The sequence below is a fragment of the Enterobacter cloacae complex sp. IR5412 genome (assembly GCF_049237385.1).
Lineage (GTDB): Bacteria > Pseudomonadota > Gammaproteobacteria > Enterobacterales > Enterobacteriaceae > Enterobacter > Enterobacter intestinihominis.
In genome coordinates, this window is record NZ_JBMKHQ010000014.1 from 1 (window position 1) to 22,331 (window position 22,331).

Below are 22,331 nucleotides of genomic sequence, written 5' to 3' on the forward strand. Positions count from 1 at the left end.
GGTGGTCCCACCTGACCCCATGCCGAACTCAGAAGTGAAACGCCGTAGCGCCGATGGTAGTGTGGGGTCTCCCCATGTGAGAGTAGGGAACTGCCAGGCATCAAACAGAAAGAACCCCGTACCGGAAGGTGCGGGGTTTTTTGCTTTGTGCGCGGAAAAACATGCCGGATGGCGGCTTCCCCTTATCCGGCCTACAATTGTTAAAACGATTTTAACAAAGGTGCCGCTTTGACTCGTCCTTTTGATTACCAACAAGATTTTGCAAATATAAATTTTCGCGAACATCCCGAACGGTATCAGGTTGGCCGGGGTGAGCAGGGCGTATTGATGGTCGAGCCTTATAAAAGCGAAATCCTTCCACACTGGCGTTTTAAAAATTCTGAAGTCGCAGCGCGTTCGGCACAAGAGATATACGCTCTCTTTGAAGAGTACCGCAGTAAAAACGATTTTGTAGGTATGGATATGGCGCGTAAATTCATACAAATGGGCTATACCCGCGCCCGGCGATACGCGAATCATAAGGGCGGTAAAAAGTATGATGCGGAACGACAAGTCAAACCCCTCGATCACGATCCAGTGAAAGCAGAAGCAGCCGCAGTCTTCAAAAAGTGGTGGGATAAAATTCGTGCAGACGAAGATTACTTGCAGCGAAAAAAGGCCCACCAGCAGTCCTGGGGATAATTACTGCGTCCGCTAATAATTAGATAGCTGATCGACTTCACAAAACGCAATGAAACATATTGGAAACATTTTATTTACCTAACGATTCGTTTTAAATCCGGTTTTACTGTTTGTGGGCAAAGGCCCGCAATGTGAGACAGGGGATATTAAAATGACAGAAACCGTAGCCAGTGCAGATACGGATAACACCAATTTGGCAGGTAAGGATACTCGCCGTCGGGTTTGGGCAATCGTTGGGGCCTCATCAGGAAACCTTGTAGAGTGGTTTGACTTTTACGTCTATTCATTTTGTTCACTCTACTTTGCGCATATCTTTTTCCCGTCAGGGAACACCACAACTCAGCTTTTGCAAACCGCAGGCGTTTTTGCCGCCGGGTTCCTGATGCGCCCTATCGGTGGATGGCTATTCGGCAGGATCGCGGACAGGAAAGGGCGCAAGACATCCATGCTCATCTCTGTATGCATGATGTGCGTCGGCTCGCTGGTGATTGCCTGCCTGCCCGGTTATGAGACTATCGGAACATGGGCACCGGCGTTGTTGTTGCTGGCACGTCTGTTCCAGGGGCTATCGGTCGGTGGCGAATATGGCACCAGTGCGACATACATGAGCGAAGTGGCGGTTGAAGGGCGCAAAGGTTTCTATGCATCATTCCAGTATGTAACCCTCATCGGCGGACAGCTGCTGGCGTTACTGGTTGTGGTGATCCTGCAACAAATCCTTAGCGATGAAGATTTGCGCGCCTGGGGCTGGCGCATCCCGTTTGCTATGGGCGCTGCCCTGGCGGTTGTCGCCCTGTGGCTACGCCGTCAGCTTGATGAAACCTCACAACAGGAGGTCAGGGCGCTTAAAGAAGCTGGTTCGATGAAAGGGCTGTGGCGTAACCGCAAAGCATTTTTGATGGTATTAGGCTTTACCGCCGCAGGCTCGCTAAGCTTCTATACCTTCACCACCTATATGCAAAAATATCTGGTCAACACTACGGGCATGCATGCAAACGTTGCGAGTGTCGTCATGACGGTGGCGTTACTGGTCTTTATGCTCATCCAGCCAATTGTCGGCGCGCTGTCGGACAAAATTGGTCGCCGTACCTCCATGCTGATCTTTGGCGGCATGCTCACCCTGGGTACCGTTCCGCTTTTGACGGCGCTACAGCATACAACCTCTCCGTATGCCGCTTTCGCTTTAATCATGGTGGCGCTCATTATTATCAGTTTTTATACGGCAATCAGTGGCATTTTGAAAGCGGAAATGTTTCCCGCACAGGTGAGGGCGCTGGGCGTAGGCCTCTCTTATGCGGTTGCAAACGCCCTGTTCGGCGGTTCGGCAGAGTATGTCGCGTTATCCCTTAAGTCATGGGGCAGTGAAACGACCTTCTTCTGGTATGTCACCGTTATGGGGGCGCTGGCGTTTATTGTCTCGCTGATGCTGCATCGCAAAGGAAAAGGTATCCGTCTTTAATAATGCGCCATCTGCCAGACGGCGTAGCCGGTTGTTGCCCCGGCTACGTCCCAGGCAAAATCTTTCCAGCTCCAGCCGCTTCCCGAGGGGCGGCTATCCCAAAGTTCTTTTGATGCCCCCAGGCTGATGGAGAACATCAGGCCTATTGTGGCACTTCGATCCCTGCTATAACCCTGGTGCAGCGCATACTCATTACCCGCAGCGGACATCATTGCAGACGCCAGAAAGTGCTGAGCTTTATCCTGACCCGACCAGTTATCATTAGCCATATGGCTGCAACCTGTCAGCAAAAGAGGGATTATCAGGCAAGGCGTACGCATTAACAGGCTCCATAAAAAAGCCCCGTCGATGACAGGGCTCGTGTATTACAGAATGCGGCTGATGAGGCGATCGATACGGATCCGACGTAGACGGCGAATCAGCTTGCGAACTTTCACCGGGTAATCAGCGATGCTTTGCAGATCGCGATAATGACGAACCACTGTGGTATGCGTGCGTATAAGCTCCAGCTCACGATCGCGTTTTGCGGCTAACGCATGCTGAGGATCGTGAATAAGAATGGCGTTTTCCAAATCCAGACGCCAGGCGCGTGGGTTCAGGTTATTACCGGTCAGCAGCATCCACTCGTCATCAACCCACATTCCTTTGAGATGATAACTGTTATCTTCATCTTTCCAGAGGCGCACGACGAGCTGGTCCGTGTTCACATAGTACTGTAAACGGCTCAGAAAGCGGCGCAGGTTAATCTCATAGAGATAAGGCAGTGCGCCGATGATCTTGAAAGGCTGATCTTCCGGAATGAAAAAGTCGTTTGCCGTTTTATCCCCGACAATGATTTCCACCTTTTTACCATCACGCAGCAGCTGAATGATATTACGCACCAGAACGGCGGGAAGGTTGAAGTACGGGGTGCAGATGGTGAGCTTATGCTCCGCGCACGGCATCAAATGGAAAATAGTCTTGTTCAGGAGGCTGGATTTACCCAGGCCTACCAGAGGCGTAACGGACAGTTCTTCATTATTGGCATCACCCTGGAAACGATAAACCGCATCGCGCAGCTCCTGGCGGAAGGAGCGAACGTCGTTTTTGATTTCCGGGCTTTTCGGGCGATGAGGATCGTCAAGACGGTGCACACCCCGGCCATGAACCAGGTTTTTATCAACCCAGTTGAACATGATGTCGGTCATCTGCGGATTACGGATAAGATGGTAGCGATCGTAACGGTATTTATCGAGCTGATGGAGATACACATCATTCAGACTGGCGCCGCTATAAAGGACGCTGTCATCAATGATAAATCCTTTAAAATGAAGAACGCCAAGCGCTTCACGGGTATTCACCGGTACGCCATATACCGGGATATCAATACCCGGATTTTCCTGGGCCATGCGGCAATACCAGTCAGCATTGGTATTCGAGGCAGCCGCACCAATACGGCCACGCTGAGCACGGTGCCAGTCAACCAGCACGCGAACATCCAGTTCCGGACGCTGACGTTTCGCTTCATAGAGCGCGTTCAGGATCGCACGCCCACCTTCATCTTGTTCAAGATAGAGCGCCACAATGCAAATACGTCGCGTAGCGCTGGCAATCTTTTCAAGAAGCGTCTCCCGGAAATGAGCGGGAGCATAAAAGAACTCTACATCATCAACTGACTGAGAAATCTTCGGTAGTTGAGCAAGGTGTTGTTGATGTTTATTACGCTTAAATTTTGACAACATCACAGTGCGTTTCTTCTCTGTTCATTGAAGGGTTGTCTGTACCAGGCAAACAACATAAGCGGACAATGATACCCCAGTGCCGGGAAAAGTGGGTAACATTTCCAGCAGCTTACTCTTGTTTATCCGTCGAAGTCAGGCTGAGGGACAAAGAGACAATGCCTTCATCCAGCTGGATATCAACGTCAAAACCGAGCTTCCGCGCCAGGGTCACCATACCCCGATTATTTGGCATAGTAATGCCATTGAGCCGTGACAATCCGTGATCGCGCGTATAACCAATGAGTTTTTCGAGCAGCCGTCTGCCCAAACCCAAACCTTTAAGATCGGAACGCACCAGTACGGCAAACTCCGCATCCACGTTATCCGGGTCGGAAATGGCACGCGTCACGCCGAGGATCTCTTCTCCCTCTGCGGAACGGCGGACCGCCACAATCGCCATTTCTCGATCGTAGTCGATCTGGGTCATATTGGCTAAATCGTCGTGGGTAAATTCATTAATTTCGCTGAAATAGCGATAGTACAAATCTTCTTTCGTCACCTGCGAGATGAACGTTCGCAGCAGCGGCTCGTCTTCCGGCAGGATAGGGCGAAACAGTGCCCGCTCTCCATTTTTCATCTCCACCCACTCTTCCAGATGGAGAGGATAAGGACGAATGGCGAGACGGCTTTCCCGGTCACCGACAAATGGCGCAATTTCCAGCGTCACGTCGAGGGCAGTGAATTCATTTCCGGAAGCGAGGAGCGGGTGGATGTCCAAGCGCTGGATCTCCGCACAGTCAACAATGAGGTTGGAGACCTTCACCAGAAACTGGCTTAACCCGGCGATATCAAGCGGCCTCAGAGCGCTTCTGCCGCGGATTTTTTTACTTTTGATGGCCTGAATAACCAAATAACGCGCCAGGTTCATGTTTAGAGGTGGAAGCGCGACAGCCGCTTGTTCTTCTGGCCGCCATTCAACGCCGCCTTCACCCAGCATAATAAGTGGACCAAAAACCGGATCGTGTTCGACGACCACGCGCAGCTCCTGCGCACCTGCTCGGTTAGCCATGCTCTGCACCAGCAGGCCGTGGATCCGGGCCTGTGGCCACGTCATTTTAACGCGATCGATAATGGCATCCGCGGCCTGTTGTACTTCTGTCGCGGTGCGCAGATACAGCATGACGCCCTGAACATCCGATTTGTGCGGAATATCGGGGGAGCGCAGCTTCAGCGCGACCGGATAGCCAATCTGCTCAGCGATATGTACCGCCTCAGCGCTGTCACCGGCAATCCAGGTCGGCAGTGTTTGCATCCCATAGCTGCCAAGAATGGGTTGCACTTCATGCGTATCAAGCGAAGTGGCGCCCTCTTCAATGGCCTGTTGCAATAAACTGTGTACGTCCACCGAATTTGCTGTGAGGTTGCCCGGTAGGGCAGGCGTTTCACGCAGCTGCTTCTGGTTGCGGCGGTACTCAACCATATGCATAAACGCGGTTATGGTGCCCTCTGGCGTACGGTAGGTTGGCAACCCGGCTTCACTAAACAGACGTCGCGCTTCCTGCGAGGAGAACTCGCCGCACCAGTTGGTCAGCAGGGTGACGTATTTGCCGCGCGGATGGTTTCGGACAGCCTCAATCAGCGTTCGTGCACTTTCGCTGCCTGGCGCAACCGCGCTGGGCGAATGGATAATCATCAGCGCATCAAAGTCCTGGCTATCCAGCAAAATCGTGATCGCCTTAATGTAACGATCGCTGCTGGCATCATCGCGCAAATCGAGGGGATTATCGGGAACAACGCTTCCCGGTAACGCGTCCCGCAGGCGCTGGAGCGTCTCTTCACCCAGCGTGGCCAGCTTGCCGTTGCGTAGCCAGAGCTCGTCCAGCGCCAGGGCGGCGGGAGCGGCTCCGTTGCTGACAATCATCAGCTTTTCACCGCGCAGGGGACGCATGTGGCTCAACGTTTCGACGGCGGAAAAAAGCTCGTGCGTATCCTGTACCCGCAGTAAACCGGCGCGCTGGATCGCTGCATCCCATGCGGGATCCATCCCGGAATGGGATTGCAGCAGGCGCTGAGCCGCGGGGCTGCGCCCGCTTTTGATGACCAGAATCGGTTTATTACGCGATGCGCTACGCGACGCCGACACAAAACGACGGGCGTCACTCAGGTGTTCAAGGTAGAGCAGGATAGCGCTGGTTTTGCTGTCACGCGCCAGGAAATCCAGCAGCTCATCGACGTCAATGTCCAGGCTTTCGCCGAGGGCGATGAAATAGGAAAAGCCCATCTCACGCTGCTGCGCCCAGTCGAGGATGGTATTGGATACCGCTGCCGACTGTGAAATAAAGGCCAGTTTGCCTTTACGGATCGGAACCGGGGAAAAACTGGCATTCAGCCCTTGCCAGGGCGCAAGCAGACCGAGGCTATTTGGACCAAGAATGCGCATCTGGTAGCGGCTGGCGCAGGCCAGCAGTTCGGGCTGCTGTTCAGGAGGCGAGGAAAGAATAATGCAGGTTTTACAGCCTTTCTGACCGAGCGACTCAAGCAATTCGAGGTTTCGTTTCGCATGCGTACAGAGCACGGCGAGGTCGGGAACAAACGGTAAACTTTGCACGTCCGGCCACGCCAGCACCCCCTGTACCGCTTTATAAGCGGGCGTAACGGGCATGACCGGGCCGTTAAACCCGCCAGCCAGCAGGTTACGCATCATCAGATACCCTGCGCGGTCCGGTTTCATCGAGGCGCCAATAACGGCAATGGATTTCGGACGGAGTAGCGCTTCTAACCCTCTCTGGCTCATGCAGGCCTCCTGTGAATGCAAGCGACCTGATGATTTTAAACGCTTTCTGTCTCTGTTGCTGTGACGCTACCCTTATGAACGGTTTTTCCTGCCAGATAACGTTCGCGGAAGCAGGAGAAGTGGGAGCTTAATGCGCTGGCCGCCTGGGTATCGCCCGCCAGATCCAGTAGCGCAATGGCGACTTCAGCGGTGCAATATTGACCCTCGGCATGCGCTTCTCGTAAGCGATAGGTCGAAACGCGCGACAGATCGACGGAAATCACCGGCAGCGCATCAAGATAAGGGCTTTTGCGAAACATCTTTCTTGCTTCGGTCCAGGTGCCGTCGAGCATAATAAACAGCGGCGGCTTACCGGATGGTGGCGCCGTAAGCACCTGCCGTTGTTCGCCTGCATATGATGCCGGGAAAACGACCATGGGCTGATAGTCCGGGTTTGCCACCAGGTCAAGCAGAGCCTGAGGTGGCTCAGTGCGCGACCACTGAAACGCTGCGGTGTTGGGCAGAATATCGGCGATCAAACGCCCCGTGTTGCTGGGCTTCATCGGTTCGGTATCGAACATGACCAGACAAAAGCGGCTTTTCGCCTCGCTCGGTGTAAGCGTTTCGCACAGACACACTTTCAGCGGTAAAAGGCAGCGCTGGCAGCGGCGAATACGATTGCCTCGGGCCAGAAAAGGGCGGGTTGCGCGCGCAAGGCGCTCGGCGCGTAATTGAAGTACAGCGTTATCAGTCATGGGCGAAAAGGCAGGAAAAACCCCATTTTCGCAGAGGAGAGAACGGGGCACAAGATGTGCCCCGTGAATGTTACAGGGATTCGTTTAACCAGCTGTCGAAAGGCGCCTTCGGTACTGCACCATTGAGCATGTCGATCACTTCCCCATTTTTGAAAATCATAATGGTTGGAATGCTGCGAATGCGAAAACGGGCGCTGAGTTCACGTTCCGCTTCGGTATTCACTTTAACAAAACGCATTTTCCCGCTGCGCTCTTCAGCCACGTCTTCGAAGATGGGCGCAAAGTTACGGCAGGGGCCGCACCACGGTGCCCAGAAATCGACCACAACCGGCAGATCGTCCTTGAGGAGTTTGTCCAGCGTAGCACCCGTCGCGTTAATGACATCGCCATCAAATAATTCGTGGCCACAACGCCCGCATTTCGCACCGTCATCCATCCGATCGTCCGGAATGCGGTTTAAAGCCTGACAGTTGGCACATACGGTATTCATAACTAACCTCTGATAGAGCCTTGGAACAACGGCAGAACGCCGATAATGTTTCTGATATGTTACATATTATCAGTGAGCCTGTATAAATCGACAACGCGTTTTATTCAATGGGAACAATAGTCACAGGCTTTTGTACGAAATTATGGCTATGAGCTTGCACATCGGGTAATCTGCGCGCTTCGCGCAGCGCTGGTGGAGAAAAGCATGAACGACGAAATGAAAAACAAAAGCGGCAAGGTCAAAGTGATGTATGTCCGCAGTGATGATGACTCTGATAAACGCACCCAAAATCCGCGTACCGGAAAAGGTGGCGGGCGTCCGGCGTCTTCTCGTGCAGACGGTGGCCGTCGCCCCGCCCGCGATGACAGAAATAACCGCGGCGATGACCGCAAACGTGATGACCGTAAGCGTGACGATCGCAAACGCGATGATTTTGTCCGCGACGGTGGATCGCCATGGCGTACCGTTTCTCGCGCGCCCGGTGAAGAGGCGACCGAAAAAGCCGATCACGGCGGTATCAGCGGAAAAAGCTTTATCGATCCGGAAGTGCTGCGTCGTCAGCGTGCGGAAGAGACCCGTGTCTACGGTGAGAACGCCTGTCAGGCCCTGTTCCAGAGCCGCCCGGAGTGTATCGTTCGCGCATGGTTTATCCAGAGCGTGACCCCGCGCTTTAAAGAAGCGCTGCGCTGGATGGCGGCGAACCGTAAAGCCTACCACGTGGTTGACGATGCCGAGCTGACAAAAGCGTCCGGGACTGAACACCACGGCGGCGTCTGCTTCCTGATCAAAAAACGTAACGGCACCACCGTGCAGCAGTGGGTCAGCCAGGCGGATGCCGATGACTGTGTGCTGGCGCTGGAAGATGTGGGTAACCCGCATAACCTGGGCGCTATGATGCGTAGCTGCGCGCACTTTGGCGTGAAAGGCGTTCTGTTGCAGGATGCCGCGCTGCTGGAATCCGGTGCGGCAATCCGTACCGCGGAAGGCGGTGCTGAGCATGTTCAGCCGATCACCGGCGACAGCGTGCTGGAGGCCCTTGAGCAATTCCGTAACGCGGGCTACACCATTGTCACCACCTCAAGCCGTGCCGCTACGCCGCTGTTTAAAGCGACGTTGCCGCGCAAAATGGTGCTGGTGTTAGGTCAGGAGCGCGATGGTCTGTCTGATGCGGCACTCTCCAGCGCTGACATGAGCGTTTCTATCGACGGCACTGGCAACGTTGAAAGCCTGAACGTATCCGTTGCGACCGGCGTGCTGCTGGCCGAATGGTGGCGTCAGAACAAAGCATAAGCCTTTTATGTGCCGGGCCTGACCCGGCACATTCAAACCCTACTCACTCTCTGCCGGTAACACAGGCATCCAGTCAATCGGCTTTTCGCCACGCTTTTCCAGCCACTCATTCGTCAGAACAAAATGGTTACTGCCAAAGAAACCGCGATGCGCAGACAGCGGCGACGGGTGCGGTGCCTTCAGTACGTGATGACGCTGACGATCGATAATCGCCCCTTTCTTTTGGGCATGTGAACCCCAGAGTAAAAACACGACGCCTTCACGATGCTCATTGATCAGGCTGATAACCTTATCGGTAAAGGTTTCCCATCCCAGACTGGCGTGGGAGTGTGCCTGACCCGCCCGGACGGTTAATACGGTATTCAGCAATAGCACGCCCTGGCGCGCCCAGCTTTCCAGATAACCGTGATTAGGGCGGGTGAAACCCGGAATCGTTCCTTCCAGCTCTTTATACATATTCAGTAGAGAAGGGGGAATGGCCACGCCCGGACGCACGGAAAATGCCAGTCCGTGAGCCTGCCCGGGACCATGGTACGGATCCTGCCCCAGTATAACCACCTTCACGTCGCTCAGTTCGGTGTAGCGAAAGGCGTTAAATACATCTTTCTGCGGTGGATAAATTGTCTGGCCGGCCTGCCGTTCAGCCGCAACGGTACTGAGGGTATTAATAAAATAGGGCTGCTGCTTCTCTTCTGCCAGCACGTCATGCCAGGTTAAAGGTGTTGTCATCTCGCTCTCCTGCGAATTTCATTCTCTGCCTAGCTTACCTGCTAATGCCTGGTGAGCAAAATTACCCGCTGAAAAGCGGCTAAGTGTCTCAATTTATGTTGAAAACCAGGCAGGGTAAGTTGAATTGGTAAATCATTAAAATTGATCTAAAACAAAAAATTCAGACCACACTCTTTATGTGGTTAGTGATTTTGTTGATTTAAATCAATAAATCACCCGGGTCTGAATGTTATATATACACACAACAAACAATGGTTTTACCAATTGGCCGCAAAAGGCCAGCATCAGTTAATGTAGCCTAAGGGAGGCAACACATGATTACAGGTATCCAGATTACTAAAGCTGCAAATGACGATCTGCTGAACTCTTTCTGGCTGCTGGACAGCGAGAAAAACGAAGCGCGCTGTGTAGTAGCGAAAGCAGGTTTTGCGGAAGACGAAATCGTTCCGGTGAGCAAACTGGGCGAAATTGAATACCGTGAAATTCCAATGCAAGTGCAACCAGAAGTGCGCGTGGAAGGTGGTCAGCACCTGAACGTTAACGTCCTGCGTCGTGAAACGCTGATGGATGCTGTTGAGAACCCAGAAAAATACCCGCAGCTGACCATCCGTGTGTCTGGCTATGCGGTGCGTTTCAACTCTCTGACTCCGGAACAGCAGCGCGACGTTATCGCCCGTACCTTTACTGAAAGCCTGTAAGGTTTCAGCTTCGGGGGTGGAATAAAAAAGCCGGGAATGTCCCGGCTTTTTTTACTCTTCAGTTTTTGTCTCTGGCGCAGCAGAACTTGGCTTACGGCGCTTACCAATATTTTTGGTATCGCGGTGGCGCTGCTTCACGCGCGGCTTCTCTTTTTCTTTCTCTTTTCTCTCAGCACGTTTCGCGAGCGCTTTCTTGGACGGTTTACCCGTCATTTTTTCACTCGGCGCACGTGTCGTCGGACGAAGTTCGTCAATCACACGAGCTTTTAGCGGCTCATCAACGTAGCGGCCAATTTTTTGGAGCAGCAGATGGTCGTGCGCTTCTACCAGAGAAATAGCAATCCCTTTGCGGCCCGCACGGCCGGTACGACCAATACGGTGCAGGTAAGTATCACCGCTGCGCGGCATATCAAAGTTGATCACATGGCTCACGTCCGGGATGTCGATCCCGCGCGCGGCAACGTCGGTTGCAACCAGCACATTCACGCGACCATCGGTCAGGCGCTTAATCCCTTCGGTACGCTTAACCTGTGCCATTTCACCTTCGAGATAGCAGTTGTTGATGCCAGCGTTGCGCAGCATTTCTGCCAGCTCATGCACGCGCTCGCGTTTACGTACGAAGACGATGGTACGGGTTGCTTCTTCCTGCTTCAGCAGATGTTTCAGCAACTCAACCTTATGCTCAAGGTTATCTGCGCGGTAGTACCACTGGTGGATCTTCTTACGCTCACGCGTCGATGGCGTAGCGGACACTTCCACCGGATCTTCCAGCAGACGTTCGGCGAAATCTTTAATGGCATCCCCTTCAAGGGTTGCCGAGAACAGCATTGTCTGGTTACGCCAGCGCGTTTCACCCGCGATGTGTTCGATATCCTGGGCAAAGCCCATGTCCAGCATGCGGTCAGCTTCATCGAGAATCAGCGTTTCCACCGCCCGGCAGTCGAAGTTCTCTTCTTTTATGTATTGCAGCAGACGGCCTGTCGTCGCGACAACGATATCCTGGTTTTCGCTGAACACTTCGGCGTGGTTCATATACGCTACGCCGCCGGTGATGGTCGCGATATCCAGATGGGTGTTCGCCGCCAGCTCACGCGCGTGTTCGGCAACCTGCATCGCCAGTTCACGGGTCGGGGTCAGGATCAAAATGCGCGGCGGCCCTGATTTTTTACGCGGAAAATCGAGCAAATGCTGCAACACAGGCAGCAAGTAGGCTGCTGTCTTCCCCGTGCCGGTTGGCGCAGAACCGAGCACATCGCGGCCCTCAAGCGCAGGCGGAATGGCCGCGGCCTGAATGGCGGTCGGGCGTGTAAAGCCTTTACTCTCAAGAGCATTGAGCAGGCTTTCATCGAGTTCAAGTTCGGAAAAAGTCGTTACAGTCATGTTCTACCTCTGTGTGGGGCGCTGATTATAGACGTTACGGCTGTAATCTTCATCTGTTTGTATGGATATCGCTTTTCGACCACTTCGCTTTCCCCTATGCTACTCCAGTTTCACACAGAAGGTTGCCCTGACATGTCTCAACTCAAAGCGCAGTTGCGCCGCGATGGTTTTACGTTTAAACAATTTTTTGTGGCGCACGATCGTTGTGCAATGAAAGTCGGTACAGACGGTATTTTACTGGGTGCATGGGCCCCTGTCGCAGGTGTAAAACGCATTCTGGATATTGGTACGGGCAGCGGACTTCAGGCGCTGATGCTGGCGCAGCGTACCGAAGAACACGTCACTATCGACGCCGTTGAGCTTGATCCTCAGGCGGCCCAGCAGGCAAGCGAAAACGCTGCCGATTCTCCGTGGGCAGAACGGATCAGGGTGGATTGTGCCGATGTCCTGACCTGGGCACCGGAGCAGACTGCGCGTTACGATTTGATCGTCAGCAATCCGCCGTATTTCACGCCAGGTGTGGAGTGTGGAACGCCGGAACGCGAGCAGGCACGTTACACCGGCTCGCTCGATCACAAGGCGCTACTGACCAGCGCGGCGGAACTCATCTCGGAAGAGGGATTTTTCTGCGTGGTCTTGCCCGAAAGCACGGGTAACACCTTCATTGAGATCGCTCGGGATATCGGCTGGAGTTTGCGTCTTCGTACCGATATTTCGGATACGGAAGGTCGCTTACCGCACCGCGTGTTGCTGGCGCTCTCGCCGAAAGAGGGGGAGTGCTTTACCGACAGGATGGTTATTCGCGGGCCAGACCAGCGTTATTCCGAAGATTACACTGCCCTGACCCAGGCCTTTTATCTGTTTATGTGAACCTGCGGCGTCAACACCGACGGGCCGGACGTTTCCAGCGGGTCGGGATAGTCCAGCGTATAATGCAGGCCACGACTCTCTTTGCGCATCATCGCACAGCGTACAATCAGCTCGGCAACCTGCACAAGGTTGCGCAGCTCCAGCAGATTATTGGAAACGCGGAAGTTGGCGTAATATTCATCAATTTCCTGCTGCAACATCATGATGCGGCGTAACGCGCGTTCCAGACGCTTCGTTGTGCGTACAATCCCGACATAATCCCACATGAGAAGCCGCAGCTCGTGCCAGTTATGCTGGATAACCACCAGTTCGTCCGGGTTCTCTACCCGACTTTCATCCCATGCTGGCAGGTGCGTTGTTGGACGTGCATAGGGCATGCGTTTGGTTATATCTTCCGCAGCCGACCATCCATACACCAGACACTCCAGCAATGAGTTTGATGCCATGCGATTCGCACCATGCAGGCCGGTGTAACTGACCTCGCCGATCGCATACAAACCATCCACGTCGGTACGACCATGATCGTCAACCATCACCCCGCCACAGGTATAGTGGGCGGCAGGCACAATCGGCACCGGATCGCGGGTTAAATCGATACCCAGACTCCGCAGCTTTTCATAAATCATCGGGAAGTGCTGGCGAATAAAGTCTGCCGGTTTATGGCTAATGTCCAGATACATACAGTCCACGCCAAGCCGCTTCATCTCGTGGTCAATGGCGCGGGCCACGATATCCCGCGGGGCAAGTTCACCTCGGGGGTCGAAGTCCGGCATAAACCTGGAACCGTCCGGTCGCTTGAGATACGCGCCTTCGCCGCGCAACGCTTCAGTTAACAGGAAGTTACGTGCCTGCGGGTGGAACAGGGCGGTAGGATGGAACTGATTAAACTCCATATTCGCTACGCGGCAGCCTGCGCGCCAGGCCATGGCGATACCGTCTCCGGAGGCGATATCCGGGTTAGTCGTGTACTGGTAAACCTTGGAGGCGCCGCCGGTCGCCAGCACAACGGCTTTAGCCTGGCAGGTTTCCACCTTCTCTTTATTCCGATTCCACACCCATGCGCCGACAACACGGCGCGTGCCGGGCAGGCCAATTTTATCGGAAATAATCAGGTCGACGGCGTTACAGCGCTCCAGCACCCGAATATTGGGATGGCTGAGGGCTTTGCTGACCAATGTGGTTTCAACCGCTTTTCCTGTTGCATCAGCAGCGTGCAGAATACGGCGATGGCTGTGCCCGCCTTCACGGGTCAGATGATAGCTCTCTTCACCATTAGGCTGAACCTGCGTATCAAACAGCACGCCCTGGTCGATAAGCCATTGCACGCAGTGGCGGGCATTGCTGGCGACAAACTCTGCGGCATGCTCATCCACGATCCCGGCACCGGCAATCAGAGTGTCTTCTACGTGTGAGGCAATGCTGTCCGTTTCATCAAACACGGCGGCAATACCGCCTTGTGCATAGAAGGTGGAACCTTCGCTCATCGGCCCTTTACTCAGCACGATTACGTTCTGATGTTCCGCCAGGCGCAGCGCGAGGGAGAGGCCAGCAGCACCGCTGCCGATAATCAGTACATCACAATGGAGTTCAGGCGTTGTATTCATGATGTTTGTTTAATTTACTAAACATGGTCTGGGCAGAATAGCATTGTGATGCGAGTTATCGCACGTTTTTTTTGAAGCGTGTTGCAATGACTAAACGGATGGCCGGAAGTTAAATCATCGCTAAATGACTGGAATTATTTTGCGAAGCAGATCGTTAGCTTCAGATTTTGTGGTGAAATAAAGCCTGTGTTGCGTTACTCTTCTGACGATAAAGTTAATGATTCTTGTCAGAAAGCGGGTGCGTATCGTGAACAGACTTATAATGAGAGAAAATGAACGGTCTACGGCGCGATGAACAAAAACAAAGGCGTTACGGAACTTATTGAAGAACAGACGCTCTAATTCGGTGCTTGCTCAAAGTGCAATGTTGTTAGAGTGGCGTTTCGATAACGCGTGGAATTTGGTTTGGGGAGACATTACCTCGGATGAGCGAGCAGTTAACGGACCAGGTCCTGGTTGAACGGGTCCAGAAGGGAGATCAGAAAGCTTTTAACCTACTGGTGGTGCGCTACCAGCATAAGGTAGCGAGTCTGGTTTCCCGCTATGTACCGTCAGGCGATGTTCCTGATGTGGTACAAGAGTCTTTTATTAAGGCCTATCGCGCGCTGGATTCATTCCGGGGGGATAGTGCTTTTTATACCTGGCTGTATCGTATTGCAGTCAATACGGCTAAGAATTATTTGGTTGCTCAGGGGCGTCGTCCGCCTTCAAGTGATGTTGACGCTATCGATGCAGAAAACTTCGAAAGTGGCGGCGCGCTGAAAGAAATTTCGAACCCTGAGAACTTAATGTTGTCAGAAGAACTGAGACAAATCGTTTTTCGCACGATCGAGTCGCTCCCGGAAGATTTACGCATGGCAATTACGTTACGGGAGCTGGATGGCCTAAGCTATGAAGAGATAGCCGCCATCATGGATTGTCCGGTCGGCACGGTTCGTTCACGAATTTTCCGTGCGCGAGAAGCCATTGATAATAAAGTTCAACCGCTTATCAGGCGTTGACGATAGCGGGATACTGGAAAAGGTATTAGGCATGCAGAAAGAAAAACTTTCCGCTTTAATGGATGGTGAAATGCTGGATAGTGAGCTGCTCGATGAGTTGTCTCATTCTCCCGAAATGCAACAGACCTGGGAGAACTATCATCTTATCCGCGACACTCTGCGGGGTGATACCAGCGATGTTCTCCATTTCGATATCTCAGCACGCGTTATGGCGGCCATTGAGAACGAACCTGTTCATCAGACCACGCCGCTTATTCCTGAAGCGCAGCCTGCACCTCACCAATGGCAGAAAATGCCGTTCTGGCACAAGGTGCGTCCATGGGCCAGCCAGCTCACCCAGATGGGAGTCGCTGCGTGTGTATCGCTTGCAGTTATCGTTGGGGTCCAGCACTATAATACCCAGTCTGAAGCCAGTCAGCAGCCTGAAGCGCCAGTGTTCAATACGCTGCCGATGATGGGTAAAGCCAGTCCGGTTAGCCTGGGCGTACCGGCAGATGCCTCCGCAAGCGGCGGACAGCAACAGCAGGTACAGGAGCAGCGTCGTCGCATTAATGCGATGTTGCAGGATTACGAGTTGCAGCGTCGTCTGCACTCCGAGCAGCTTCAGTTTGAGCAGGCCCAAACCCAGCAGGCTGCTGTGCAGGTGCCAGGAAACCAAACTTTAGGAACGCAATCGCAGTAATGAAGCAACTTTGGTTCGCCATGTCTTTGATGGCGGGTAGCCTGTTCTTCTCTGCTAACGCCTCGGCTGATGTTTCATCCGGGGCGTTGTTGCAGCAAATGAATCTGGCCAGCCAGTCACTCAATTACGAGTTGGCATTTATTAGCATCAATAAGCAGGGTGTCGAATCGTTACGCTATCGCCACGCCCGCCTTGATAATCAGCCGCTCGCCCAGCTTTTACAGATGGATGGCCCGCGTCGGGAAGTGGTCCAGCGTGGGAACGAAATCAGCTATTTCGAGCCAGGCCTTGAGCCGTTTACGCTCAATGGTGACTACATCGTTGATTCCCTGCCATCGCTCATTTACACCGATTTTAAACGTCTCGCCCCCTACTATGATTTTATCTCGGTGGGGCGAACGCGTATTGCCGACAGGTTGTGCGAAGTGATCCGCGTAGTCGCGCGGGATGGGACACGTTACAGCTATATCGTCTGGATTGATGCAGAGACGAAGCTGCCGATGCGCGTTGATCTGCTCGATCGCGACGGTGAAACGCTGGAGCAGTTCCGCGTGATCTCCTTCGACGTGAACGGTCAGGTTGGCAACAGTATGCAGAATCTGGCCAAAGCCAGCCTGCCGCCTTTGCTTTCCGTACCTGCCGGCGATTCTGTCAATTTCAACTGGGTACCTTCCTGGATCCCGCAAGGATTCAGCGAAGTATCCAGCAGCCGTCGCCAGCTGCCGACTATCGAAACACCGGTTGAGTCGCGCCTCTATTCCGATGGGCTATTTAGCTTCTCGGTGAATATCAATCGCGCTACGGCGAACAGTTCCGAACAGATGCTCCGTACCGGTCGCCGGACGGTTAGCACGACGGTACGCGATAATGCGGAAATTACCATTGTTGGTGAATTACCGCCGCCAACAGCAAAACGTATTTCAGACAGCATTAAATTCAGGGCTGCGCAATGATTAAAGAGTGGGCGACGGTCGTATCCTGGCAGGATGGCGTAGCGCTTGTCAGCTGTGACGTTAAAGCATCATGCAGCAGCTGCGCTTCGCGAGCCGGTTGCGGCAGCCGCGTATTGAATAAGCTGGGGCCGCAAACGTCGCACACTATTGCTGTGTCGAGCGATCAGCCGCTGGTGGCAGGGCAAAAAGTGGAGCTCGGCATCGCTGAAGGCAGCCTGCTCACTTCCGCCATACTGGTTTACCTTTCTCCGCTCGCCGGACTTTTCGTGATGGGCGGGGTTTTCCAGATGCTGTTCGGCACAGATTTGGCCGCCATGTGCGGTGCCGCCTTGGGCGGTGTGGGCGGGTTCTGGCTTGCTAAAGGCGTTTCCCCAAGGCTTACCGCCCGGGAAGCCTGGCAGCCCGTCATTCTCAGCGTTGCACTGGCACCCGACCAACTTCGTGTTGAGACGCTCTCTTCTGAGGCCCGGTGATCTGCCGGGCTTTATTATTATTTACATCGCAATAAAGTAAACGCCGTCTCTTCGCGCTATACCTGACTCTAAGTGCATTTCCAGCAGACGAGGTTGTAGTGTAGAATGCTGCGTTTTCGCACTGAAAAACGTCAGGCTAAGAACAGCGGCCTCCAGGAATTCGTAAGGCATAATTATTTAACTATATGAAGAACATACGTAACTTTTCGATCATTGCTCACATTGACCACGGTAAGTCGACGCTGTCTGACCGTATTATCCAGATTTGCGGTGGCCTGTCTGATCGTGAAATGGCAGCCCAGGTTCTGGACTCCATGGACCTGGAACGCGAACGCGGTATTACCATTAAAGCCCAGAGCGTGACGCTCGACTATAAGGCTTCCGATGGTGAAACCTACCAGCTGAACTTTATCGACACCCCAGGGCACGTTGACTTCTCTTATGAAGTGTCACGCTCGCTGGCGGCCTGCGAAGGCGCGCTGCTGGTGGTGGATGCCGGGCAGGGCGTAGAGGCCCAGACGCTGGCAAACTGCTATACCGCCATGGAAATGGATCTCGAAGTGGTGCCGGTTCTGAATAAAATCGACCTGCCAGCCGCCGATCCTGAGCGCGTAGCGGAAGAAATTGAAGACATCGTCGGTATCGATGCGACCGATGCAGTGCGCTGCTCGGCAAAAACCGGCGTAGGTGTTCCGGATGTACTGGAACGTCTGGTGCGTGACATTCCGCCGCCGGAAGGTGACCCGGATGCGCCGCTACAGGCGCTGATCATCGACTCCTGGTTTGATAACTACCTGGGTGTTGTCTCGCTGGTGCGTATTAAAAACGGTACCATGCGTAAAGGCGACAAAATCAAGGTCATGAGCACCGGGCAGGTCTACAACGCTGACCGCCTTGGCATTTTCACGCCAAAACAGGTTGACCGTACCGAACTGAAATGCGGCGAAGTGGGTTGGCTGGTCTGTGCAATTAAAGACATCCTCGGCGCGCCAGTGGGCGATACCCTGACCGGCGCACGTAATCCGGCAGATAAAGCGCTGCCAGGCTTCAAAAAGGTGAAACCGCAGGTTTATGCGGGTCTGTTCCCGGTCAGCTCCGACGATTACGAAAACTTCCGCGATGCGCTCGGAAAGCTGAGCCTCAATGATGCTTCCCTGTTCTATGAGCCAGAAAGCTCAACGGCGCTGGGCTTCGGCTTCCGCTGTGGCTTCCTCGGTCTGCTGCACATGGAGATCATTCAGGAACGTCTGGAGCGTGAATACGATCTGGATCTGATCACCACCGCCCCGACGGTTGTCTACGAAGTAGAAACCACGTCGAAAGAGGTCATCTACGTCGACAGCCCTTCCAAGCTCCCGCCGCTGAATAATATTCAGGAACTGCGCGAGCCTATCGCAGAGTGTCACATGCTGCTGCCGCAGGAGTTCCTCGGCAACGTGATCACCCTGTGTATTGAGAAGCGTGGCGTGCAGACCAACATGGTGTACCACGGTAACCAGGTGGCGCTGACCTATGAAATTCCGATGGCGGAAGTGGTGCTCGACTTCTTCGACCGTCTGAAGTCTACCTCCCGTGGCTATGCGTCACTGGACTACAACTTCAAACGCTTCCAGGCCTCGAACATGGTTCGCGTGGACGTGCTGATCAACGGCGAGCGAGTTGATGCCCTGGCGCTGATCACCCACAACGATAACGCACCGTACCGTGGTCGTGAGCTGGTTGAGAAGATGAAAGAGCTGATCCCGCGTCAGCAGTTTGACATTGCGATTCAGGCGGCCATTGGTAACCACATCATTGCCCGTTCAACCGTGAAGCAGCTGCGTAAAAACGTTCTGGCTAAGTGCTACGGCGGCGACGTCAGCCGTAAGAAAAAGCTGTTGCAGAAGCAGAAAGAAGGTAAGAAGCGTATGAAGCAGGTCGGTAACGTTGAGCTGCCGCAGGAAGCATTCCTTGCCATCCTTCATGTTGGTAAAGACGGAAACGGTAAATAACCTTAAGGAGTTGGCATGGCGAACATGTTTGCCCTGATCCTGGTCATCGCTACCCTGGTAACAGGTCTGTTATGGTGCCTGGATAAGTTTATCTTCGCCCCAAAACGCCGTGAACGTCAGGCTGCCGCGCAGGCTGCCGCGGGCGATACGCTGGACGCGAAAACCCTGAAAAAAGTCGGCCCAAAACCGGGCTGGCTGGAAACAGGGGCATCGGTCTTCCCGGTGCTGGCGATTGTGCTGGTGGTGCGTTCATTTATCTATGAACCGTTCCAGATCCCGTCAGGATCGATGATGCCAACGCTGCTGATCGGTGATTTCATTCTGGTTGAGAAGTTTGCCTATGGCATCAAAGATCCGATCTACCAGAAAACGCTGATCGAAACGGGTCATCCGAAACGTGGCGACATCGTGGTGTTTAAATATCCGGAAGATCCACGGCTGGATTATATTAAACGCGCGGTAGGTCTGCCGGGCGATAAAGTAACCTACGATCCGATAGCGAAGGAAGTGAGGATTCAGCCAGGCTGTAGCTCTGGAACTGCATGTGAAAATGCGCTGCCAGTCACTTACTCCAACGTTGAGCCAGGTGATTTTGTGCAGACCTTCGCCCGCCGTAATGGCGGTGAAGCGACCAGCGGATTCTTCCAGGTGCCAAAAGGTGAAACCAAAGAGAACGGTATTCGTCTGGTTGAACGCAAAGAGACGCTGGGCGATGTCACTCACCGCATTCTGACCGTGCCAATCGCACAGGACCAGCTGGCAATGTACTACCAGCAGCCAGGCCAGCAGCTGGCGACCTGGATTGTGCCGCCGGGACACTACTTCATGATGGGTGACAACCGCGATAACTCTGCGGACAGCCGTTACTGGGGCTTTGTGCCGGAAGCGAATCTGGTCGGTAAAGCAACCGCTATCTGGATGAGTTTCGAGAAGCAGGAAGGCGAGTGGCCGACCGGCGTTCGCCTGAATCGTATTGGCGGAATTCATTAATTTTCGTCAAAAATAACACGTAGCGGCTTTTATTCGCCGCTACGTGAATTATTTCAGCGATAAATCTCTTTGAACTAACGACATCCCCTGTCGTTGCGTATAGAATATTCCCCCGAAGTTTAAGGTTGGCCCTGCAAGGGTGCCACGGCACACGAAACCGCGTTGGTTTTCTCAGGTCGGTTTCGTGTGCTGCATTTTTGACGCATTCATTTATTGGTATCGCATGAACCCCATCGTAATTAATCGGCTTCAACGGAAGCTGGGCTACACTTTTCATCATCAGGAGTTGTTGCAACAGGCATTAACCCATCGCAGTGCCAGCAGCAAACATAATGAGCGTCTCGAGTTTTTAGGCGACTCTATTTTAAGTTTCGTGATTGCAAATGCGCTTTATCATCGTTTTCCGCGTGTGGATGAAGGTGATATGAGCCGCATGCGCGCCACGCTGGTGCGTGGCAACACCCTCGCTGAAATCGCACGCGAGTTTGAGCTGGGTGAGTGTCTGCGTCTGGGGCCGGGTGAGCTGAAAAGTGGTGGGTTCCGTCGTGAATCCATTCTTGCCGATACGGTCGAGGCATTAATCGGTGGCGTGTTCCTGGACAGCGATATCCAGACCGTAGAAAAGCTGATCCTGAACTGGTATCAGACCCGTCTGGACGAAATCAGCCCGGGCGATAAACAAAAAGATCCGAAAACGCGTCTGCAAGAATATTTGCAGGGTCGTCACCTCCCGCTGCCATCCTATCTGGTGGTGCAGGTACGTGGCGAAGCGCACGATCAGGAATTTACCATCCATTGCCAGGTCAGTGGCCTGAGTGAACCGGTGGTCGGCACGGGTTCAAGCCGTCGTAAGGCTGAACAGGCTGCCGCCGAACAGGCGTTAAAAATGCTGGAGCTGGAATGAGCGAAGAAAAAACGTATTGCGGATTTATTGCCATCGTCGGACGTCCGAACGTTGGCAAATCCACCCTGTTGAATAATCTGCTTGGACAGAAGATTTCCATTACCTCGCGTAAGGCGCAGACCACGCGTCACCGCATCGTTGGTATCCATACTGAAGGCGCGTATCAGGCGATCTACGTCGATACCCCGGGCCTGCACATGGAAGAGAAGCGTGCCATCAACCGTCTGATGAACAAGGCGGCGAGCAGCTCCATTGGCGATGTAGAGCTGGTGATTTTCGTTGTGGAAGGCACCCGCTGGACGCCGGACGACGAAATGGTCCTGAACAAGCTGCGTGACGGCAAAACGCCGGTGATCCTCGCGGTCAATAAAGTGGACAACGTGCAGGAAAAAGCCGATCTGCTGCCGCATCTGCAATGGCTGGGCAGCCAGATGAACTTCCTGGACATCGTCCCGCTGTCTGCGGAAACGGGTCTGAACGTCGATACCATCGCGGGCATCGTGCGTAAACATCTGCCGGAAGCGACTCATCACTTCCCGGAAGACTACATCACCGATCGCTCTCAGCGTTTTATGGCGTCTGAAATCATCCGTGAGAAGCTGATGCGTTTCCTGGGCGCTGAACTGCCGTACTCTGTGACGGTGGAGATCGAGCGTTTCCAGAGCAACGAGCGTGGCGGCTACGATATTAACGGTCTGATCCTCGTTGAGCGTGAAGGTCAGAAGAAGATGGTGATCGGCAATAAAGGTGCCAAGATCAAAACTATCGGAATCGAAGCCCGTAAAGACATGATGGACATGTTTGAAGCACCGGTTCACCTGGAACTGTGGGTGAAAGTGAAATCTGGCTGGGCCGATGATGAGCGTGCGCTGCGCAGCCTCGGTTACGGCGAAGATCAGTAACCTAAG

General features: G+C 53.6%; 21 protein-coding genes and 1 rRNA gene. 14 read left to right on the forward strand and 8 right to left on the reverse strand.

Annotation, left to right across the window (positions count from 1 at the left end; genetic code table 11):
* The 3 genes from rrf to ACOTX2_RS19995 form a co-directional block, all read left to right on the forward strand.
* Positions 1 to 99 (forward strand): 5S ribosomal RNA (gene rrf / locus ACOTX2_RS19985); the annotation flags it as partial.
* Between the two features lie 129 nt (positions 100 to 228).
* The gene (locus ACOTX2_RS19990; RefSeq protein WP_032622345.1) at positions 229 to 681 is read left to right on the forward strand and encodes a DUF4385 domain-containing protein; all 453 of its coding nucleotides are present in this window, start codon (positions 229 to 231) and stop codon (positions 679 to 681) included.
* Between the two features lie 151 nt (positions 682 to 832).
* A complete protein-coding gene (locus tag ACOTX2_RS19995; RefSeq protein WP_038416531.1) occupies positions 833 to 2,140 on the forward strand; it encodes an MFS transporter in 1,308 nt (435 codons plus the stop codon).
* Here the strand turns inward: ACOTX2_RS19995 and ACOTX2_RS20000 are convergent.
* The 5 genes from ACOTX2_RS20000 to trxC form a co-directional block, all read right to left on the reverse strand.
* Positions 2,137 to 2,460, reverse strand: coding sequence for a YfiM family lipoprotein (locus ACOTX2_RS20000; RefSeq protein ID WP_022649053.1), 324 nt, complete (start codon positions 2,458 to 2,460; stop codon positions 2,137 to 2,139). The two genes, ACOTX2_RS19995 and ACOTX2_RS20000, sit on opposite strands and share 4 nt — an antisense overlap.
* 45 nt (positions 2,461 to 2,505) lie before the next feature.
* Positions 2,506 to 3,861 carry a CDP-diacylglycerol--serine O-phosphatidyltransferase gene (gene pssA, locus ACOTX2_RS20005; RefSeq protein WP_023306731.1) on the reverse strand — a complete coding sequence of 452 codons (1,356 nt, stop codon included), beginning with the start codon at positions 3,859 to 3,861 and terminating at the stop codon, positions 2,506 to 2,508.
* Between the two features lie 109 nt (positions 3,862 to 3,970).
* Positions 3,971 to 6,634: a bifunctional acetate--CoA ligase family protein/GNAT family N-acetyltransferase gene (locus ACOTX2_RS20010; protein WP_063148275.1), complete on the reverse strand. Its 2,664-nt coding sequence runs from the start codon at positions 6,632 to 6,634 to the stop codon at positions 3,971 to 3,973.
* Positions 6,635 to 6,669: 35 nt separating this feature from the next.
* A complete protein-coding gene (gene tapT / locus ACOTX2_RS20015) occupies positions 6,670 to 7,368 on the reverse strand; it encodes a tRNA-uridine aminocarboxypropyltransferase (protein WP_063148276.1) in 699 nt (232 codons plus the stop codon).
* A gap of 70 nt (positions 7,369 to 7,438) precedes the next feature.
* Positions 7,439 to 7,858 (reverse strand): thioredoxin TrxC, encoded by a 420-nt coding sequence (gene trxC, locus ACOTX2_RS20020; protein WP_003860733.1) that lies wholly within the window; start codon positions 7,856 to 7,858, stop codon positions 7,439 to 7,441.
* Between the two features lie 204 nt (positions 7,859 to 8,062).
* On the opposite strand from trxC, the gene ACOTX2_RS20025 reads away from it, so the two are divergent.
* Positions 8,063 to 9,148: a tRNA/rRNA methyltransferase gene (locus ACOTX2_RS20025; protein WP_023300740.1), complete on the forward strand. Its 1,086-nt coding sequence runs from the start codon at positions 8,063 to 8,065 to the stop codon at positions 9,146 to 9,148.
* 39 nt (positions 9,149 to 9,187) lie between these two features.
* Here the strand turns inward: ACOTX2_RS20025 and ung are convergent, their stop codons facing one another.
* Complete coding sequence (gene ung / locus ACOTX2_RS20030; protein WP_003860729.1) at positions 9,188 to 9,877, reverse strand: uracil-DNA glycosylase; 690 nt, start codon at positions 9,875 to 9,877, stop codon at positions 9,188 to 9,190.
* 314 nt (positions 9,878 to 10,191) lie between these two features.
* On the opposite strand from ung, the gene grcA reads away from it, so the two are divergent.
* Entirely contained in the window at positions 10,192 to 10,575 is a 384-nt protein-coding gene (grcA, locus tag ACOTX2_RS20035; protein WP_022649048.1) for an autonomous glycyl radical cofactor GrcA, read from the forward strand.
* A gap of 51 nt (positions 10,576 to 10,626) precedes the next feature.
* Here the strand turns inward: grcA and srmB are convergent, their stop codons facing one another.
* Positions 10,627 to 11,955 (reverse strand): ATP-dependent RNA helicase SrmB, encoded by a 1,329-nt coding sequence (srmB, locus tag ACOTX2_RS20040; RefSeq protein WP_022649047.1) that lies wholly within the window; start codon positions 11,953 to 11,955, stop codon positions 10,627 to 10,629.
* Between the two features lie 132 nt (positions 11,956 to 12,087).
* Between srmB and trmN the strand changes: the two genes are divergently transcribed.
* On the forward strand, positions 12,088 to 12,825 hold the full coding sequence (gene trmN / locus ACOTX2_RS20045; RefSeq protein ID WP_022649046.1) for a tRNA(1)(Val) (adenine(37)-N(6))-methyltransferase TrmN: 738 nt from the start codon (positions 12,088 to 12,090) through the stop codon (positions 12,823 to 12,825).
* Here trmN and nadB read toward each other — a convergent pair.
* Entirely contained in the window at positions 12,810 to 14,429 is a 1,620-nt protein-coding gene (gene nadB / locus ACOTX2_RS20050; RefSeq protein ID WP_063148278.1) for an L-aspartate oxidase, read from the reverse strand. The genes trmN and nadB overlap by 16 nt on opposite strands.
* Positions 14,430 to 14,854: 425 nt before the next feature.
* Between nadB and rpoE the strand changes: the two genes are divergently transcribed.
* From rpoE to era, 8 genes are all read left to right on the forward strand, one after another.
* On the forward strand, positions 14,855 to 15,430 hold the full coding sequence (rpoE, locus tag ACOTX2_RS20055; protein ID WP_006176728.1) for an RNA polymerase sigma factor RpoE: 576 nt from the start codon (positions 14,855 to 14,857) through the stop codon (positions 15,428 to 15,430).
* Between the two features lie 31 nt (positions 15,431 to 15,461).
* The gene (gene rseA, locus ACOTX2_RS20060; RefSeq protein WP_022649044.1) at positions 15,462 to 16,112 is read left to right on the forward strand and encodes an anti-sigma-E factor RseA; all 651 of its coding nucleotides are present in this window, start codon (positions 15,462 to 15,464) and stop codon (positions 16,110 to 16,112) included.
* Positions 16,112 to 17,065 (forward strand): sigma-E factor regulatory protein RseB, encoded by a 954-nt coding sequence (rseB, locus tag ACOTX2_RS20065; RefSeq protein WP_022649043.1) that lies wholly within the window; start codon positions 16,112 to 16,114, stop codon positions 17,063 to 17,065. Before rseA ends, rseB begins: the two co-directional genes overlap by 1 nt.
* Entirely contained in the window at positions 17,062 to 17,538 is a 477-nt protein-coding gene (rseC, locus tag ACOTX2_RS20070; protein WP_022649042.1) for a SoxR-reducing system protein RseC, read from the forward strand. The genes rseB and rseC overlap by 4 nt, the downstream gene beginning before the upstream one ends.
* A gap of 185 nt (positions 17,539 to 17,723) precedes the next feature.
* Positions 17,724 to 19,529, forward strand: a complete 1,806-nt coding sequence (gene lepA / locus ACOTX2_RS20075) for a translation elongation factor 4 (protein ID WP_022649041.1) — start codon at positions 17,724 to 17,726, stop codon at positions 19,527 to 19,529.
* A 15-nt stretch (positions 19,530 to 19,544) separates the two neighbouring features.
* Positions 19,545 to 20,519: a signal peptidase I gene (lepB, locus tag ACOTX2_RS20080; protein WP_023306724.1), complete on the forward strand. Its 975-nt coding sequence runs from the start codon at positions 19,545 to 19,547 to the stop codon at positions 20,517 to 20,519.
* A 223-nt stretch (positions 20,520 to 20,742) separates the two neighbouring features.
* Entirely contained in the window at positions 20,743 to 21,423 is a 681-nt protein-coding gene (gene rnc / locus ACOTX2_RS20085; protein ID WP_003860711.1) for a ribonuclease III, read from the forward strand.
* A complete protein-coding gene (era, locus tag ACOTX2_RS20090; protein WP_022649038.1) occupies positions 21,420 to 22,325 on the forward strand; it encodes a GTPase Era in 906 nt (301 codons plus the stop codon). The genes rnc and era overlap by 4 nt, the downstream gene beginning before the upstream one ends.
* The last annotated feature ends 6 nt before the right edge of the window (positions 22,326 to 22,331 follow it).

Bases quoted from the DNA above. Each gene is read 5' to 3' on its own strand.
- ACOTX2_RS19995 (WP_038416531.1), top strand. From the start codon at position 833: ATGACAGAAACCGTAGCCAGTGCAGATACGGATAACACCAATTTGGCA.
- ACOTX2_RS20000 (WP_022649053.1), bottom strand. From the start codon at position 2,460: ATGCGTACGCCTTGCCTGATAATCCCTCTTTTGCTGACAGGTTGCAGC.
- pssA (WP_023306731.1), bottom strand. From the start codon at position 3,861: ATGTTGTCAAAATTTAAGCGTAATAAACATCAACAACACCTTGCTCAA.
- ACOTX2_RS20010 (WP_063148275.1), bottom strand. From the start codon at position 6,634: ATGAGCCAGAGAGGGTTAGAAGCGCTACTCCGTCCGAAATCCATTGCC.
- tapT (WP_063148276.1), bottom strand. From the start codon at position 7,368: ATGACTGATAACGCTGTACTTCAATTACGCGCCGAGCGCCTTGCGCGC.
- trxC (WP_003860733.1), bottom strand. From the start codon at position 7,858: ATGAATACCGTATGTGCCAACTGTCAGGCTTTAAACCGCATTCCGGAC.
- ACOTX2_RS20025 (WP_023300740.1), top strand. From the start codon at position 8,063: ATGAACGACGAAATGAAAAACAAAAGCGGCAAGGTCAAAGTGATGTAT.
- ung (WP_003860729.1), bottom strand. From the start codon at position 9,877: ATGACAACACCTTTAACCTGGCATGACGTGCTGGCAGAAGAGAAGCAG.
- grcA (WP_022649048.1), top strand. From the start codon at position 10,192: ATGATTACAGGTATCCAGATTACTAAAGCTGCAAATGACGATCTGCTG.
- srmB (WP_022649047.1), bottom strand. From the start codon at position 11,955: ATGACTGTAACGACTTTTTCCGAACTTGAACTCGATGAAAGCCTGCTC.
- trmN (WP_022649046.1), top strand. From the start codon at position 12,088: ATGTCTCAACTCAAAGCGCAGTTGCGCCGCGATGGTTTTACGTTTAAA.
- nadB (WP_063148278.1), bottom strand. From the start codon at position 14,429: ATGAATACAACGCCTGAACTCCATTGTGATGTACTGATTATCGGCAGC.
- rpoE (WP_006176728.1), top strand. From the start codon at position 14,855: ATGAGCGAGCAGTTAACGGACCAGGTCCTGGTTGAACGGGTCCAGAAG.
- rseA (WP_022649044.1), top strand. From the start codon at position 15,462: ATGCAGAAAGAAAAACTTTCCGCTTTAATGGATGGTGAAATGCTGGAT.
- rseB (WP_022649043.1), top strand. From the start codon at position 16,112: ATGAAGCAACTTTGGTTCGCCATGTCTTTGATGGCGGGTAGCCTGTTC.
- rseC (WP_022649042.1), top strand. From the start codon at position 17,062: ATGATTAAAGAGTGGGCGACGGTCGTATCCTGGCAGGATGGCGTAGCG.
- lepA (WP_022649041.1), top strand. From the start codon at position 17,724: ATGAAGAACATACGTAACTTTTCGATCATTGCTCACATTGACCACGGT.
- lepB (WP_023306724.1), top strand. From the start codon at position 19,545: ATGGCGAACATGTTTGCCCTGATCCTGGTCATCGCTACCCTGGTAACA.
- rnc (WP_003860711.1), top strand. From the start codon at position 20,743: ATGAACCCCATCGTAATTAATCGGCTTCAACGGAAGCTGGGCTACACT.
- era (WP_022649038.1), top strand. From the start codon at position 21,420: ATGAGCGAAGAAAAAACGTATTGCGGATTTATTGCCATCGTCGGACGT.